At 72.3% G+C, this 16522-nt stretch carries 14 protein-coding genes; 12 read left to right on the forward strand and 2 right to left on the reverse strand.

The window, feature by feature from the left end; all coding sequences use genetic code 11:
* Positions 1–46: 46 nt before the first annotated feature.
* The 8 genes from ABIH81_RS19910 to ABIH81_RS19945 all read left to right on the forward strand — a co-directional run bounded on the left by ABIH81_RS19910 (position 47) and on the right by ABIH81_RS19945 (position 9326).
* On the forward strand, positions 47–1900 hold the full coding sequence (locus ABIH81_RS19910) for a hypothetical protein (protein WP_349876405.1): 1854 nt from the start codon (positions 47–49) through the stop codon (positions 1898–1900).
* A 216-nt stretch (positions 1901–2116) separates the two neighbouring features.
* Positions 2117–3358, forward strand: a complete 1242-nt coding sequence (locus ABIH81_RS19915) for a sugar ABC transporter substrate-binding protein (RefSeq protein ID WP_349876406.1) — start codon at positions 2117–2119, stop codon at positions 3356–3358.
* 61 nt (positions 3359–3419) lie between these two features.
* On the forward strand, positions 3420–4319 hold the full coding sequence (locus tag ABIH81_RS19920; protein ID WP_349876407.1) for a sugar ABC transporter permease: 900 nt from the start codon (positions 3420–3422) through the stop codon (positions 4317–4319).
* Positions 4316–5215, forward strand: coding sequence for a carbohydrate ABC transporter permease (locus tag ABIH81_RS19925; RefSeq protein WP_349876408.1), 900 nt, complete (start codon positions 4316–4318; stop codon positions 5213–5215). Before ABIH81_RS19920 ends, ABIH81_RS19925 begins: the two co-directional genes overlap by 4 nt.
* Positions 5212–6219 carry a hydroxyacid dehydrogenase gene (locus tag ABIH81_RS19930; protein WP_349876409.1) on the forward strand — a complete coding sequence of 336 codons (1008 nt, stop codon included), beginning with the start codon at positions 5212–5214 and terminating at the stop codon, positions 6217–6219. The genes ABIH81_RS19925 and ABIH81_RS19930 overlap by 4 nt, the downstream gene beginning before the upstream one ends.
* 43 nt (positions 6220–6262) lie before the next feature.
* Complete coding sequence (locus tag ABIH81_RS19935) at positions 6263–7153, forward strand: Gfo/Idh/MocA family oxidoreductase (protein ID WP_349876410.1); 891 nt, start codon at positions 6263–6265, stop codon at positions 7151–7153.
* A 92-nt stretch (positions 7154–7245) separates the two neighbouring features.
* The gene (locus ABIH81_RS19940; RefSeq protein WP_349876411.1) at positions 7246–8262 is read left to right on the forward strand and encodes an NAD-dependent epimerase/dehydratase family protein; all 1017 of its coding nucleotides are present in this window, start codon (positions 7246–7248) and stop codon (positions 8260–8262) included.
* A gap of 8 nt (positions 8263–8270) precedes the next feature.
* On the forward strand, positions 8271–9326 hold the full coding sequence (locus ABIH81_RS19945; RefSeq protein ID WP_349876412.1) for a dihydrodipicolinate synthase family protein: 1056 nt from the start codon (positions 8271–8273) through the stop codon (positions 9324–9326).
* 47 nt (positions 9327–9373) lie between these two features.
* Here the strand turns inward: ABIH81_RS19945 and ABIH81_RS19950 are convergent, their stop codons facing one another.
* Positions 9374–10594, reverse strand: a complete 1221-nt coding sequence (locus ABIH81_RS19950; protein ID WP_349876413.1) for a hypothetical protein — start codon at positions 10592–10594, stop codon at positions 9374–9376.
* 82 nt (positions 10595–10676) lie between these two features.
* Here ABIH81_RS19950 and ABIH81_RS19955 point away from each other — a divergent pair, with 82 nt between their 5' ends.
* From ABIH81_RS19955 to ABIH81_RS19970, 4 genes are read left to right on the forward strand one after another with little or no spacing between them, the layout of a single operon-like run.
* Entirely contained in the window at positions 10677–11849 is a 1173-nt protein-coding gene (locus ABIH81_RS19955) for a DegT/DnrJ/EryC1/StrS family aminotransferase (RefSeq protein ID WP_349876414.1), read from the forward strand.
* Positions 11846–12742 (forward strand): dihydrodipicolinate synthase family protein, encoded by an 897-nt coding sequence (locus ABIH81_RS19960; RefSeq protein ID WP_349876415.1) that lies wholly within the window; start codon positions 11846–11848, stop codon positions 12740–12742. Before ABIH81_RS19955 ends, ABIH81_RS19960 begins: the two co-directional genes overlap by 4 nt.
* On the forward strand, positions 12739–13476 hold the full coding sequence (locus tag ABIH81_RS19965) for a hypothetical protein (RefSeq protein ID WP_349876416.1): 738 nt from the start codon (positions 12739–12741) through the stop codon (positions 13474–13476). The genes ABIH81_RS19960 and ABIH81_RS19965 overlap by 4 nt, the downstream gene beginning before the upstream one ends.
* Positions 13473–14207 (forward strand): amidohydrolase family protein, encoded by a 735-nt coding sequence (locus ABIH81_RS19970; RefSeq protein WP_349876417.1) that lies wholly within the window; start codon positions 13473–13475, stop codon positions 14205–14207. The genes ABIH81_RS19965 and ABIH81_RS19970 overlap by 4 nt, the downstream gene beginning before the upstream one ends.
* Before the next feature lie 59 nt (positions 14208–14266).
* Here the strand turns inward: ABIH81_RS19970 and ABIH81_RS19975 are convergent, their stop codons facing one another.
* Positions 14267–16084, reverse strand: a complete 1818-nt coding sequence (locus ABIH81_RS19975; protein ID WP_349876418.1) for a hypothetical protein — start codon at positions 16082–16084, stop codon at positions 14267–14269.
* Positions 16085–16522: the final 438 nt, after the last annotated feature.

The following is a 16522-nucleotide window of genomic DNA, read 5'->3' on the forward strand; positions in this document are numbered from 1 at the left end:
AGGAGCCGTATTTCCACGAGCTGCCCACGCCGCCCCGGGCTCCGGTGTGCCCGAGCCGTCCGACGTGGTGATCACCGACCTCGGACCTGCCTCCCGGGTGCTGAACTTCGGCAACGGTCTCCGCGTCGGCAACGAGATCTGGTTCGCGACCCGGCAGATCATGCCCACCCGGGTCGCCGCGTACGACCTGACCGAACGCCGGATCACCAAGACCGCGCTGATCCCGGGGGTGCCCGGCCTGTGGGGCATCGACGCGGTCGGCACCGACCTGTTCGTCAGCTCGTACACCCCGGGTCTGCTGTTCAAGGTGGACACCGTCACCCTCGCGGTCACGCAGGTGCTCGACCTCGACCAGGAGGTCGGCTGGAGCGTCAAGGCGTCGCCGGACGGCAAGGTCTTCGTCGGCACGTACCCCTCGGCCCGGATCTGGGAGTACGACCCGGCCACCGGGCACGCCACCGACCACGGCCGGATGGACCCCGACGACACCTACGTCCGCGACCTGGTCGCGACGGAGACGACGGTCTACTGCGGCATCGGCTCCCGCGCCGGCCTCGTCGCCTACGACCGCGGCACCGGTACGCGCACCGACATCCTCCCGGCGGCCCTGCGCGGCCGGACCTTCGGCGCGGTCTGCCACCTGGCCGGCGACCACCTCGTGGTCGGGATCTCGCCCACCGCCGAGATCCTGGTCGTGGACACCCGCGACCACAGCAGCCACCAGATCCTCTCCACGCCCGGCGACTCGTTCGTCGTCGGCATCACCAGCCGCGGCGACGAGATCTTCTACACCACCCGTCCCAGCGGATCGCTGTACCGCTTCACCCTCGGCGACACCACGCCCACCCTGGTCGGCGTACCGGTCGCCGAGGCCTCCAACGTGCGGATCGGCTTCCTCGACGACGGCCGGCTCTGGGCCGTGCAGGGGGCCGGAGGCATCGTCTACGACCTGACGACCCGCACCACCGAAGCGCTCGACATGAGCTCCCCGGAGCTGGCGCCCACCCCGGAACGGCCGATGTCGCTCTGCCACGCCGGTGACCGGATCGTCGTCGGAGGCACCCTCGGCGTCCAGGTCGTCTCCACCGAGCCCACGCCGGCCTTCGACACCTACCGGGTGCCCTTCGGCGGTGAGGCCAAGGACATGGACACCTGGCAGGGGGTGACGCACATGGGCGTGTACACCCTGGCCCGCCACCTCACTCTGCCGGTCGGCGGCCGAACCGCGACCGAGGTCGCCCGGGTCGACCCCGCCCAGGAACAGACCCGCCCGACGTCCCTGGTCGTCGACCGGCGTCGCAACCTGGTGCTGATGGCCACCGAGCCGGACTACGGCCGGTGGGAGGGCGCGTTCACCGTCTTCGACGGGCCGCGCTCGCGCAGTTGGCGGGGCATCCTGCCGGACCAGACCGTCCAGTCGCTCTGCCCGGACCCGCACGGCGTGTTCCTCGGCGGCAGCATCATCAACGGCTACGGCACCATCCCGACGACGACGCGCGCCAAGCTCGGGTACTTCGACTACCGCACCCAGCGGCTGAGCTGGCTCGTCGAGCCCACGGCCGACGGGGTGATCGTCGACCTGAAGCTGGTCGGCAGGGTGCTCGTCGGGGTGACCGGCGAGGGTGAGCTGTTCGCTCTGGACCCGCGTACCCGGACGGTCCTGTGGCGGGTCGACGTCGGCGCCGTCGGTGGCAAGCTCGCCGTCATCGACGAGCGGGTCTTCGGGACCGACGGCGCGCGGTTGTGGACGGTGCGCGCCGGTCGTCACGAGCCGTCGCTCACCGTCCTGGCCGACGGCCTGGGCCAGTCCTGGTTCGGCGCTCCGGAGGTGGTCACCGACGGGGTACGCACTCTCTTCACCACCCGTGCGACCAACCTGATCCGGGTCGACCTGGCCTGAGGGCCCCGCTCGGCCGGCGGCCGGGCACCGGTGCCGGCCGGGGTGCGGTGTCGCCCCCGGCCTCATCGGATTCCTTGACTATTACGGGCATGGATTGATTTTTCGGTCCGGGCGTACGAACAGTGACGATGTGACCTCGGTCCAGTTCGGCTCTAGTATCGGCCCGGACCGTAAGTTACTGTACTGCCCACCTGACCTCCCCCGGAAGGATGCGAGATGCGTGTTCGCAAGAGCCTGTCGGCTGTGGCGGTGGCGCTCGTCGCCGCGCTCGCGGCCACGGGCTGTGGTGGTTCCGGCTCCGGTGACTCCGGCAAGAAGACCGTCACGATGTGGATCTACCCGGTGATCTTCGACGAGGCGAAGCACCGTGCGTACTGGGACGAGACCGCCAAGGCGTTCCAGGCGGCCAACCCGGACATCGAGATCAAGACCGAGATCTTCCCATGGGCCAACCGGGACCAGGCGCTGGCCACGGCCATCGCCGGCAACAAGGGACCGGACGTCGTCTACCTCATCCCCGACCAGCTGCCCAAGTACGCCCGCAACATCGAGCCGGTCGACAAGTACCTCGACGACGCCGCCAAGGCCGACTACCTGCCCAACGTGGTCGAATCCGTCACCATCGACGGCAAGATGATGGGCGCTCCGGTGCTGACCAGCGCCGTCACCCCGCTGTGCAACAAGAAGGTCTTCGCCGCGGTGGGCCAGACCAGCTACCCGAAGACCTGGAGCGACCTGCTCGCCATGGCACCGGCCTTCAAGGCCAAGGGGTATGACGTCGCCGCGTACGGCGGCGACGTCAAGCACACCCTCAACCAGACCTTCTACCCCCTGCTCTGGCAGGCGGGCGGCGACGTGTTCAGCCCCGACGGCAAATCGGTCGCCTTCAACGGCCCCGAGGGCCGCAAGGCGCTGACCTTCGTCAAGCAGCTCGTCGACGGCGGCTACGTCGACAAGAGCCTGCTCACCTCGCTGCCGCCCATCGAGCAGACCCGCATCGCGCAGAACAAGGTGGGCTGCGTCTGGCACGTGCTGCCGGCGGAGATCGAGAAGTTCTGGGGCAAGGAGAACATGCAGGCGCTGCCGCACCTCACCGAGACCAAGCAGATCGGCTACGGCACCGTCGGCTCGCTGTCGATGCTGAAGAACTCCGACAACAAGGAGGCGGCCGGCAAGTGGATCGCCTTCGCCTCGGACGCCGGGAACGCCAAGAAGTACGACGTCGCCGCGAGCTTCTTCTCGGCCAAGAAGTCCGTCGGCGCGCTCTACGCCGACGACCCGGTCCTCGGCGAGCAGGAGAAGCAGGTCGCCAACAGCACCGTCGGCCCGCTGAACGAGAAGGCCCGTGAGGTCCAGGGCGTGCTCGCCCCGGAGATCCAGGCCGCCCTGCTCGGCAAGAAGTCGGTCGAGCAGGCCCTCGACGACGCGGCCAAGGCCGCCGACCCCCTGCTCGGCTAGCTCACACGCGGCTCGCGGTGGACGGCCCCCGCCCACCGCGAGCCGCCGGAAAGGTTGTCAGATGGTTGCCCTACCGACGATCCGCCGACGGCGCGTCCGCGGTCCGTCCGCCCGGGAGGCGGGGACGGCGCTGCTGTTCGTCCTGCCGTTCCTGGTGCTGTTCGCCCTGTTCCGCTTCGGGCCGGCGATCGCCGGAGTGGTCCTCGGCTTCACCGACTACACGATCGGCGGCGACACCGGCTTCGTCGGCGTGGAGAACTTCCGCCGCCTCCTCGACGACCCCACGTTCTGGTCGGCGTTGCGGGTGACGGTCGTCTTCACCGTGCTGTCCGTACCGCTGTCGATGCTGGCGTCGCTCGGCATGGCCCTGCTGACCCGCCGGGCCTTTCGCGGCGCGAAGCTGTTCCGGTCGGTCTTCTTCCTGCCCGTCGTGACCAGCCTGGTGCTCGCCGGTGTGGTGTTCAGCTGGGTCTTCGCCGAGGGGGGACCGTGGTCGCGGGCGATGGGCGCGCTGGGTCTGCCGCAGCAGTCGTGGCTGGCCGACAGCGTGCTCGTCATTCCCGCGCTCGTCCTGGTCGCCGTCTGGTCCCGGTTCGGCTACGGGATGCTCATCCTGCTCGCCCGCCTGCAGGAGATCCCCGCCGAGTTGGAGGAGGCGGCGCTCACCGACGGCGCCTCGGCGTGGCAGCGCTTCCGCTTCGTCACGCTGCCGCAACTGCGGCCCGCGCTGTTCTTCGTGGCCGTCATCGAGACCACGGTCGCGGTCCAGGTCTTCGACATGATCTACGTGATGACCGGCGGTGGCCCGGTGCGGGCCAGCTACAGCCTGGTGTACCTGCTGTACGACCAGGGGTTCAAGTACTTCGACCTGGGCTACGCCAGCGCCATCGGAGTGGCGCTGTTCGTGATGACCATCGTCGTGGCGCTCGTCCAGCGGCTCACCCTCGGGAGGGAACAATGACCGACACCATGGTGCCCGTCGCCCCGGTCACCGAGCCGGCGACCGCGCCGAGGAACCGGCGGCGGCCCTACCGGGTCGGTGAGGCCGGCCGGGGGTGGCTCGTCACCCGCACCGCGCTGCTGCTGGTCGGCGCCGCGATCACGCTGTTCCCCTTCTACGCGATGGTCGTGCTGTCGTTCAAGCCGACCGGACCGGTGACCTTCCCGGACAGCCTGCTGCCCTGGCCGTTCTCCACCGAGGCGTACGACCAGGTCGTCGGCGCGAAGAGCGTGCTGCGGTGGATGTGGAACACGATCGTCTACTCGGTCGTGTCCGTCGTCGGGGTGCTGCTGTTCGCCTCGATGGCCGGGTACGCGTTCGCCAAGAAGCGTTTCCCCGGCAAGGAAGCCATGTTCTGGTCGTTCCTGGCGATGCTGATGGTGCCCTACCACGTCACGATGATCCCGACCTTCATCATCATCTCCGAGCTGGGCGGGGTGGACACCTACTGGGGCATGATCGTGCCCACCCTGGCCAACGCGCAGGCCGTCTTCCTGATGCGGCAGTTCATCGCCTCGCTGCCCGACTCGCTGTTCGAGGCGGCCCGGCTGGACGGCTGCTCCGAATGGCGGGTGTACGTGTCGATCGTGCTGCCGCTGATCAAGCCGATCCTCGCCACCCTCGGCGTCTTCGTCTTCCTCTGGCACTGGAACGACTTCCTCTGGCCGCTCATCGTCGGCCAGAGCCTCGACATGCGGACCCTCACCACCGGCATCGCCTCTCTGCAACAGGAGAACGTGGCGCTGAACATGCTGCTGGCCGGTTCGGTGGTGGCGTTCGTGCCGATCTTCGCGGCGTACCTGATCGGCCAGCGCTACTTCCAGGAGGGCGTCTCCACCACGGGCATCAAGGGATGAGCGGGCCGATCGTCGCGGTGGCGGTGACCCCGCAGGTCCGGTCCCTCTTCTTCGACGCCGACGCGTGGGCGGCGCTGCGCCGGCTGGGCGAGGTGCGGCTGCCCGCCGGGGACGACGTCGGCGACGAGGACGTCCTGGCTCGGCTGCTCGCCGACGCCGACGTGGTGGTCACCGGCTGGGGCACCGCGCCGCTGACCGCCCGGGTGCTGGCCGCCGCGCCCCGGCTGCGGCTGCTCGCGCACACCGGGGCCAGCGTGAAACCGTTCGTCACCCCGGCGAGCTTCGCCCGGGGCGTACGCGTCACCCAGGCCGGCGACGCCATGGCGTACGCGGTGGGGGAGCAGGCACTCGCCCTGACCCTCTCCCTGCTGCACCGGCTGCACCGCTTCGACCACGCGTTGCGTACCGGGGCCGACTGGGCGGCGGCCAAGGCGGCCCCGCCCCGGCGCGAGTTGCGCGGCGCCACGGTCGGGGTGGTCGGCGCGTCCCGCACCGGCCGGGCGTACCTGGCGCTGGTCCGGGCGCTCGGCGCGCGGGTGCTGGTCGCCGACCCGTACCTGGACGCCGGCGACGCCGCCGCCCTCGGCGTCGAGCGGGTCGGCCTGGACGACCTGCTCACCCGGTCACTGGTGGTATCGCTGCACGCCCCGGTGCTGCCGGAGACGACCGGGATGATCTCCGCCCGGGAGTTGGCCCTGATGCCCGACGGCGCCCTCCTGGTCAATACCGCACGGGCGGCGCTGGTGGACGAGGCGGCGCTGCTGGCGGCGCTACGCGGCGGACGGCTGGACGCCGCGCTGGACGTCTTCGACGCCGAGCCGTTGCCCACCGGCCACCCGTTCCGCGCGCTGCCGAACGTCCTGTTGACACCGCACGAGTCAGCCGGGACCGTGCAGTCGCGGCGGCGGGCCGCCGCGAGCGTGTGCGCCGAGATCGACCGGTTCCTGCGCGGCGAGCCACTGCGCCACGAGGTGACCGTGGAACTGCTCGGCACCACCGGCTGACCTGCGTCGCGAGGGGCCCGGGGGAGAAGTAGCCTCTGCGGTCATGCGCATCGCCATCGCCGGACTCGCCACCAGTCACCCGTACACCGACGCCCGGACTCTGCGTGCCGACGCGGCGGCCGCCGAGCTGGTGGTGTGGGAGCCGGATCCGCAGCGGCTGGCGCGGTTCCGGGCCGAACAGCCCGACGCCGTCGTGGTGCCGGACCTGGCCGCGCTGCTGGCCACCGCCCCGGACGGGGTGGTGCTCACCGTGCCCACCTCCGGGGTGCCGGAGGCGCTGGCGCGGATCCTCGACCGGAAGCTGCCCTGCTTCGTCAACAAGCCGGCCGCGGCCACCCGCGAGCAGCTCGATCGGCTGGAGTCGGTGGTGACCCGGGCTCCGGAGCTGGTGCTCACCTCCTCCGTGCTGCGGTTCGCCCCGGCGTTCGCCGCGTTCGACGTGCCGCGCGAGGAGGTGCTCGCCGTACGGGCCACCGTCCGGCACGACGTCGGTCTCTGGGCCACCGGCTACAACCCCTGGCAGGACGATCCCGGGGTGGGCGGCGGCACCCTGGTCATGATGGGCCTGCACGGAGTCGAGCTGCTCGTCGCGCTGCTCGGGCCGGCGGTCCGGCTGGTCGGGGCAGCCGCGACCGTACGCCGGCACCACGGCCTGCGCTCCGAGGACACCGGCCTGCTGACCGTGCAGTGGGACGACGGCGTGCCCGGCACGGTCGAGGTGCTCGGGGTCAGCCAGGGCGAGTCGTACGAGGTGACCGTGTACACCACCGCCGGGGAACGGCGGGTGGTGCTGCGCGGCGGGGCCGACGAACTGGGCTACCGGGCCACTGTGGACGCCTTCCTGGACATGGTGGCCGGCGCGCCGGCCCCGGTGCCGTGGGAGCAGACCCGGGCGGTGCTGGAGATCCTCGCCTCGGCCCGCGCCCGGACCTGACCGCCGCGGCCGATCCGGTCGCCTCGACACCTTGACGCCCCCTGGGACGGAAGTTACGGTCATGACCGTTAATCCGGAAGGGGTGTGGTGGTATGCGTACCGTGGGGGACCTGGAGGAGCGCCTGTCCCGGCCGCGCGGCGTCCTGGTGGACGACCTGCGCAAGCTCGACGGTGACCTGCTGATCCTCGGTGCGGGCGGCAAGCTGGGGCCGAGCCTGGTCCGGCTGGCGCTGCGCGGCGTCGCCGAGGCGGGCACCGGCGCGCGGGTGATCGCGGTGTCCCGCTTCTCCGAGGCCGGCCTCGCCGACGCGCTGCGGGACGAGGGCGCGGTGGTGGTCGAGGCCGACATCACCGACGACGCCGCCCTGGCCGCCCTGCCCGACGCGCCGAATGTGGTCTTCCTGGTCGGTGCCAAGTTCGGCACCAGCGGCCGGGAACACGCCACCTGGGCGACGAACGCCTACCTCCCCGGCCGGGTGGCGCAGCGCTTCGCCGGCTCGCGGATCGTCGCGCTGAGCACCGGCAACGTCTACCCGCTGGTGCCGGTCACCTCCGGCGGCTGCGTCGAGGCGACCCCGGTGCAGCCGGTCGGCGAGTACGCGATGTCCTGCCTGGGCCGGGAACGCGTGCTCACCCACTTCTCGGAGCGCCACGACACCCCGCTGGCGCTGATCCGGCTCAACTACGCCGTCGAGATGCGCTACGGCGTCCTCGTCGACATCGCCTCCTCAGTGCTGGCCGACCAGCCCGTCGACCTGACGATGGGGCACGCCAACATCGTCTGGCAGGGCTACGCCAACGAGGTGACCCTGCGCGCCCTGCACCACGCACGGACACCGCCGTTCGTGTTGAACCTGACGGGTCCGGAGCTGGTCTCGGTCCGTCAGGTCGCCACCGCGCTCGCCGACCGGCTGGGACGGGAGGCGCGTTTCACCGGCACCGAGGCGCCGACCGCGCTGCTGTCCAACGCGCAGCTCTGCCACCGGCTGTTCGGCTACCCGGACGTGCCGGTCGCCGAGCTGATCGAGCTGACGGCGGACTGGGTCGGCGACGGGCTTCCCCTGCTCGGCAAGCCGACCGGATTCCAGCGCCGCGACGGCAACTTCTAGGAGATACCGTGTTGACCGCACCGGACACCCGACAGACCACGGCCCTGGCCCGATTCAAGCGGGGCTGCGTCATCCCCGCCCACCCGCTCGCCCTCGACGCCGACCGGCGGCTCGACGAGCGCCGGCAGCGGGCCCTGACCCGCTACTACCTCGCCTCCGGTGCCGGTGGCATCGCCGTCGGCGTGCACACCACCCAGTTCGCCATCCACGACCCGGCGGTCGGGCTGCTCGCCCCGGTGCTCGAACTGGCCGCCGAGACCGCCGCCGGCTCGGAGGCCATCCTGGTCGCCGGCGTCTGCGGCGACACCGCGCAGGCGGTCCGCGAGGCGGAACTCGCCGCGTCGCTCGGCTACCACCTGGTGCTGCTGTCGCCGTACGCGCCGCTGGACGAGGACGCCCTGATCGAGCGGGCCCGGGCGGTGGGCGAGGTGCTGCCGGTGATCGGCTTCTACCTCCAGCCGGCCGTCGGCGGACGGCACCTGTCCCGCGACTTCTGGGCCCGGCTCGCCGGCCTCGACTCCGTGGTCGGGATCAAGGTCGCGCCGTTCGACCGCTACCGCACCCTCGACGTGCTGCACGGCGTCTGCGCCGCCGGCCGCACCGGAGACCTCGCCCTCTACACCGGCAACGACGACCACATCCTCGCCGACCTGGTGGCGCCGCACCGGATCACCGTGGACGGCCGGCCGGTCGAGGTCGAGTTCGTCGGCGGACTGCTCGGCCAGTGGGCGGTGTGGGCGCGTACCGCCGTGGGCCTGCTGAAGGACGCCCGCGGCGCGCGCGGCGGTGACGACATCGCGCTGCGCCGGCTGCTCACCCTCGACGGTCACCTGACCGACGCCAACGCCGCCATCTTCGACGCCGCGAACGGCTACCACGGCTGCATCCCCGGGATCCACGAGGTGCTGCGCCGCCAGGGACTGCTCGCCGGCCGCTGGTGCCTGGACCCGGCCGAGGAACTGTCGCCGGGCCAGCTCGCCGAACTGGACCGGGTGTACGCCGCCTACCCGCACCTGCGTGACGACGCGTTCGTCGCCGAGCACCTCGACACCTGGTTGGCCTGACCTCCGACGGGGCCGGTCCGTGCCACGGGGGCACGGACCGGGCGGGGTCACACCGTCAGGCGGTAGAGGGTCAACGGACGGCCGCTGCTGCCGGAGGCGAGGTTGCCCAGGCGCTCGGCCAGGCCGGCCAGTTCCAGGCGGTGCAGCATGCGGCGGGCGGTGCGCTGCTGGATGTGGAGCTGCGCGGCGACCTCGCGGCTGGTCAGCGGCTCGTCGCCGGCCGCGGCGCGGACCTCGCGCAGGCGCAGCAGGGTGGGCACCGACAGGCCGACCCGCTGGGCGATCACCGCCAGGTTCGCCTCCGCCGGCGGCGGGGTCGGTATGGTCGACTCCAGCACGATGTCGGTCTCGCCGCGCAGCGACAGCACCGCGGTCGTCGACCCGACCCGACGGGCCCGGCTCAACGCCCGGCGCGCCAGGTTCTCCGCCTCCGCGGCGCTGCGCCCCAGCCCGAAGCCGATCTGGACGGTACCGTGCCGGTCGGCCAGGCGACGCAGCATCGGCAGCGCGGTGAAGCCGCCGGTCGCGTCGTGCAGCGGACCGCGGGTGGTGACGATCAGGTACGTGTCGGGAGCGAACCGGGCCAGCGTCCCGCCGAGCGTCGCGACCTCCTTGAGCAGGCCGTCGTCGCCGCCGGGGAGGTTGGCCAGGCCGAGGGCGATCTGTGCGTCCTCCTGGGCCTGGCTGTTGGCCGACAGCAGCACCTGGCGCAGCGCGGTGCGCACCGAGTGGATCGACGGGACGAGCCGGAACGTCGGCATCTCGTGCCGCAGCACCTCGTAGACCGACCTGATGCAGGTGACCGCCACCTGGGCGCCGGAGCTGTGCTGCCGCCGGTGGAAGGCCACCACGTCGTCGGAGCTGAGGCTGCCCCGGTACGGCAGGGTGCGGACCCGGTCGACCGGCAGGCCGGCCTCGGTGAACGTCGCCGCGACGTCGGCACCGGTGATCGTGTCGACGGAGATCCGGGTGACGTCGTGCCCGTCGCGCAGCAGTCGCACGGTGGCCTGGAGCAGTGTCGCTCCGGTGTAGTCGACGAAGGTCGCCGGCCGGGTCAGCACGTTCGCCTCCCGGGCCAGGGTGTACGGCACCACGCCGGTGAAGAGCCACGCCTCGACCTGCGCGCTGTGCGCCTCCACCAGCGCCGGGGTCTGGGACTCGTGGTCGTAGTGCAGCCGCCGAGCGGTGACGCCGGGCTGCTCCTCGCAGGTGGCCGCCACGTCGTCGACGAGGTCGTGCGGCCCGACGACCCCTATCTCGATGGTCACGGCTGCCTCCGGTCGAAGGGTTGCATGTTCCGTAGCTCAAGATTACGGTCAGGCCCGGTATTTCTGGAAGCCGGGAGGGTACGTGTCGTTTCCGAGCATGGCCGATGCCGGTGGCCGGACCCTCGGCACCGAGGAACTGGACGCCGTCGCCCGGGTGCTCCACTCGGGGATGCTCAGCTCCGTGTGGGGCACCGAGGTCCGGGCCCTGGAACGCGAGATGGCCGACCGGCATGGAGTCTCGCACGCCGTGGCCACCAGTTCGGGGACGGCAGCCCTGCACTGCGCCGTCGTCGCCGCCGCACCCGACCCGGGAGACGAGATCATCACGTCCCCGATCAGTGACTTCGGCACCGTCGCACCGATCCTGGCGCAGAACGCGGTGCCGGTCTTCGCCGACGTCGACCCGTACACCGGGAACCTCGACCCGGCGGCCGTCGCCGCCGCGATCGGGCCGCGCACCCGCGCGATCCTCGCGGTGCACCTGTTCGGCGCCGCCGTCGACCTCCGCGCGGTGGCCGACGCCGCCGGTGTGCCGCTGATCGAGGACTGTGCCCAGGCCTGGCTCGCGCGGTACCCCGACGGCCGGCTGGTCGGCACGGCCGGCGCCATCGGCTGCTTCAGTCTCCAGCAGTGGAAGCACATCACCTGCGGCGACGGCGGCCTGGCGGTCACCGACGACCCGGCGCTGGCCCGGCGGATGCGGCTCTTCGCCGACAAGGGCTGGCCGCGCGACGAGGCCCGCCGGCACGTCGGCCTCGGCCTGAACTACCGGATGACCGAACTGGCCGGCGCGGTCGCCCGCGCCCAGCTCGCCAAGCTGCCCGGCGTGCTCGCCGACCGCCGCCGCACCGCCGCCCGGCTGCACGCCGCCCTGGCCGGCCTGCCCGGCGTACGCCTGCCCGCCGACGTCGACGCGCACGCCTGGTGGCTCTTCCCGGTGGTGCTGGACCCACCCCTGACCAACCGTCAGGTCGCCGCGACGCTCGCCGCGGCCGGGATCCCGGCCCGCGCCGGCTACCTCGACCAGCCGCTGCACCACGCACCCGCGCTCACCGACGCCCCGGTCTACGGCACCTCCCGCTTCCCGCTCACCGTCCCGCCCGCCGACCGGGAACCCACCTACGGGCCGGGCACCTGCCCCGTGGCGGAGCGGCTCGTCGACGAGACCCTGCTGGTGATCGACTGGAACGAGCGCTACACCGACGACCACGTCGACGAGATCGCCCGCGCCGTCCGGGCCGCGGTGACGGCGTGATCGCCCCGGCCGCCGCAGCGCTGCGGGACCGGCTGCGGTGGGCCCTCGTCGCGGCCACCGCCACCCCGGTCGACGGCGACGGCGCGACGGACGAGGCGATCCTCGACCGCTACCTGCGGGGCCTGGTCGCCGACGGCGCCGACGCCCTGGCGGTGCTCGCCCACACCGGTCGCGGCCCGTTCCTCGACGACACCACGCGGGACCGGGTGGTCCGGCGGGCCGTCGCCACCGGCGTACCGGTGATCGTCGGGGTGGGTGGCCGGCCAGGGGAACGGACCGACGAGGTCGCCGACCAGGCGACGGCCGCCGCCGCCCTCGGCGCCGCCGGGGTGCTGGTCTTCCCGGTCGACGGTGACGCGCCGGCCCACCACGACGCGATCTGGCGGGCCGCGGGCCTGCCGATGCTCGCCTTCGACCTCTACGTCCGGCCCTATCCACCGCAGCGGCTCGTGGACCTGCTGGACCATCCCGGCGTGGCCGGGGTCAAGGTGGCGCGGTTGCACGACGCGATGGCCTGCCAGGCCGCGCTCGCCGCCGCCCACGCCGCCGACCGGCTCGCCGTCACCGGCGAGGACCGGATGTTCGGGCCGTCGCTGATGTGGGGCGCGCAGGCCGCGCTCGTCGGCCTCGCCGCCGCCGCGGTTCCGGTCACCGCCGCCGTGCTCCGGGCCTTCGCCGAGCGGCGGTACGCCGACTTCGTCACCGCCTCGGCGCGCCTGGACCGTCTCGCCGAGGTGACCTTCACCGAACCGATCGAGGGGTACGTCCGCCGGATGCTCTGGATCGCCGCCGCCGAGGGCCGGATCCCGCAGTCGTACGCCGACGACAGGCACGGCCCGGCCCTGCCCGCGGACGACCGGGCGCGGGTACTCGCGGTGGCGGGGTCGCGGTGACCTCTCCGTTCACCGCCGGCGACCTGCCGGCCGTCACGTTCGACGTCGACGTGCTGGTCGGCCGGTACGCCGACCGCCCGGGGCCGGCCGGTGACCCGCGCCAGGTGGTCGAGGCGCTCACCACGAACGGGATCAGCCGGGCGGCGGTGGCCGACCTGCGGGCGGCCCTGTTCGACGTGCCCACCGGCAACGACGAGTGTGCCGCCCTCGCCGGCCCGCGCGTGCTCCCGGTCGGCGGGGTCGACCTGCGTGACCCGCTCGGGGCCGAGCGGGAGGTGGACCGGCTGGCCGAGCGGGGCTTCCGCGCGATCCGGCTCTTCCCCGACGACCAGCGGGTGGAGGCGGACTTCCCGGCCGTCCGGCACGTGGCCCGCCGGGCCGCCGCGGCCGGCCTGGTCATCCTCACCGGCGGCGACGTCCGCCGGTTCTGGCGCCCACTTCGCGGGGCGACCGTGGTCTTTCTCGACACGCACTTCTATCACCTGGGCGACTTCGTCGTCGCCGCCCGCGACGAACCGGGCTTCCACACCTCCACCCGGCTGCTCAACTCGCCGGACGCGATAGAGACCGTCGCGGAGCACGTGGGTGTCGGCCGGCTGCTCTACGGCTCCCGTACGCCGTTCTACGAGGCCGTCGTACCCCGGCTCCGGCTGGCCCGGGGCGGCCTCACGCCGGCCGACGTGGCCGCCGTGGCCGGCGGCAACGCCCGCCGCATCCTGGAGCCGACCGAATGATCATCGACGTGCACGCCCACTGGGGGCCCTGGTTCTTCAGCATGGAGGTCGGCGCGCTGGCCACCAACCTCGCCGTGATGGACCGGTACGGCATCGACCTCGCGATCGCCTCGGCCACCGAGGCGGTGATCTACGACGTGACCGCCGGAAACCGGGCCATGGCCCGGACGCTCGAGCACAGCGACCGGCTGCGCGGCTACCTGACGGTCAACCCGCGCCGGCTCGACGACGCCGAACGCGACCTGCGGGAGCTGCTGCCCACCGGCCGCTTCGTCGGGGTGAAGATCCACACCGACTACACCGCCTCCCCGGTCTGCTCGCCGCAGACCCGGGCCGCCCTGGAACTGGTCGCCGCCCACGACCTGCCCGCCCTGGTGCACACCTGGGACGCCACCCCGCTGGAGCTGGCCCAGGCCTGTGTGGACATCCCCGGCCTGCGGGCCATCGCCGGGCACATGGGCGCCAACGGCTGGCGGCACGCGGTCGAGGCGGCGAACGCGGTGGACCGGCTCTGGCTCGAACCGTGCTTCTCGCACACCGAGGCGGGCCGCTTCGCCGCCGTCGCGGCGGCGGTCGACCCCGGACGGCTGCTGTTCGGCACCGACGCCACCCTGATCGACCCGGCCGCCGCGTACGGTGCGGTGCTCGCCGCCGACCTGCCGCCGGCGCTGGCCGACCGGGTCGCCTGGCGCAACGCCGCCGAGCTGTTCCGCCTCGACGTCACCGGCTGACCGCGGACACGGCGTTGGGCCGTCCTCCCGGCCCGGGAGGACGGCCCCACGCCCGCCGGTTACTTCCGGTTCTTCTTCGGCAGCGGGAACAGCGCCAGGTCGTTGCCGAGCATCCCCCAGGTGGCCTTGCCGTCCGGGGTGAAGTGGAACGACGGGTTGTTGTACCAGCCCCGCGGCACGTTGTCGTACAGGGTGGTCACCTCGCCACCGGGGACGGTCGGCAGCTCGGAGATGTCGTTGGTCCAGTGGACCCAGGAGAAGACCCGGCCGTCGACCCCGTTGAACTGGCCGTACCCGCCGAGGTCGCCCTCCATCACGATCTGCCGGGTGTGCAGGTCGTAGGCGAACCAGGCCCCGCGCGGACGGCGGCCCATCGCGTAGAGGAGGTTGCCGACGACGAACAGGCTCTCGTACGACAGCCAGTCCGGCTTGATCTCCTCGCGCCACAGCAGCTTGCGGGTGACGATGTCCACCGCCGCCACCTGCGCCACCTTGCGGATCGGGCCGCTGGTGCCCTCACCGTAGGTGTCACCGGCGAGGTAGGCGGTGGTGCCCCGCACCACCACGTCCATCACGCTCTGCTCGGGCAGGAACTCCCGGTGCGAGTCGAAGGTGTTGTCGCTCAGGTCGATGAAGGTCAGCGCGCCGGTGTGTTTGGTGGTCTGCGGGCTGGACGCCACGATGAGCTGGTTGCGGTGCCGGTCGTGGTGGATCCGCTTGGTGCGCAGCTGCTCGTTGCCGAGCAGTCCGAGCGGCGTGATCTCATAGCTGTTCGGATCGATCGCGACGATCTGGGTGCTCGGGTAGAGGCCGGCGTACACCACTCCACGCCGGCCCTCGGCCATCGCCTTGACCTCGCCGTTGATGTCGAAGCGGTCGCTCCTGCCGGCCTTCGGCTGGTGCACGGTCATCGCGTAGTGCCCGCCCACCCAGATCCGGTTCCGGCTGTGCCGCATCATCGACTGGATGGTCTCCGGGTACCCGAAGCCCCGGTCGGCGGTCTGCCACACGCTGGCGGTGCCGCCGGGCGTCGCCTTCCACACGTGGCCGAGCCCGCTCACCCCGAGCAGCGCCCCGCCGGGCAGCGGGGCGAGCAGCTGGTTCTCCACGTCGGCCAAGGGCCGGCCCACCTTCGTCAGGCCGTCGGTGGTGACTTCGTACAGGTTGGTGGTCAGCCGGCACAACGCGTACACCTTGCCGTCGCTGCCGACGGTCACCTGGTCGATGTAGCGGTCCTCGGCGGGAATGTCCCGGGAGACCCGCTCCGAGCCGTCCCGGCGGAAGGAGATCAGTTGCCGCCCGCAGGCGACGTAGAGCATCCCGTCGCTGACGACCAGGTCGAGGATCCCCACCGGTGAGGCGCTGAGGTAGGGCGTCAGGTTGGTCGGCGCGCCGCCGGCCTTCGGCCACATCAGCAGGGTGCCGGGGGCGGCCGAGCCGCCGTAGACGTACTCGTCGTCGACCGCGACGGCCGCCGCGTACTGCGAGGTCGAGATGCGACCGTACGTCTCGACGGTGGCGTCGGCCAACCGGATCCGCTTGACCGTGCAGTCCGGGTACGTGCCGATGTACAGGTGCTCGCCGTGCACCACCATGTCGTAGTACCAGGTGGTGGCGGCACCGGCCCGGGACCACGCGACGACGTCGCCGGTCTGCGGGTCGTACCGGTACACGTCCGCGCTGCCGGCGGGGCCGATGTAGACGTACCGGCCGTCGGCGGCGAGCTTCTGCCCGCCATTGCTCGGGATCGCCAGGTCCGCGATCGTCCGCTGCTCGCCGGTGTGCACGTCGAACTCGCCGAGCCGCATCCGGCCCTCCGGTGTGTTGAACCGTGAGGTGATGAAGACGCTGTCGCCGATGACGGCGGCCCCGCGCACGGCGGCGGTCAAAGAGGCGGGGCCGAAACTGGTCGGCGTCAGGGGCTTTTCGGCCGCGGACGCGGGGGACGAGAGCCCGCCATGCCCGACTGCCAGCGATGCTCCGGCGGCTGCGCTACCTACGAGCAGTGTGCGACGGCTGAAGGGCATGGGGGTCTCCGTTCGTCTACGTCATTACGGTCAGGACCTTAATAATCGGGGTTCTATGCGTCAAGGGTCGGTGAGCGCGTAGCGGGCCGGCCCTCGGTCGTGATCCCATCGACGCGCTCGTACCCGCGCCGCCGCGGACCGCGGGGCGGCCTGGCGTCGTCGGCGACCCCGGCCCCCGACGCCGGCACGGCTCGATCCCTCATCCCGGGCACACTGTTGCCCCCGCCGGTGACGATCCTCTACGGTCTGCTGAAGCGGTGGGCGGTGCGGTCCGCATCCGACCGACAC

Origin of the sequence: Micromonospora sp. HUAS YX12 (assembly GCF_040215685.1) — a bacterium.
Lineage (GTDB): Bacteria > Actinomycetota > Actinomycetes > Mycobacteriales > Micromonosporaceae > Micromonospora > Micromonospora tulbaghiae.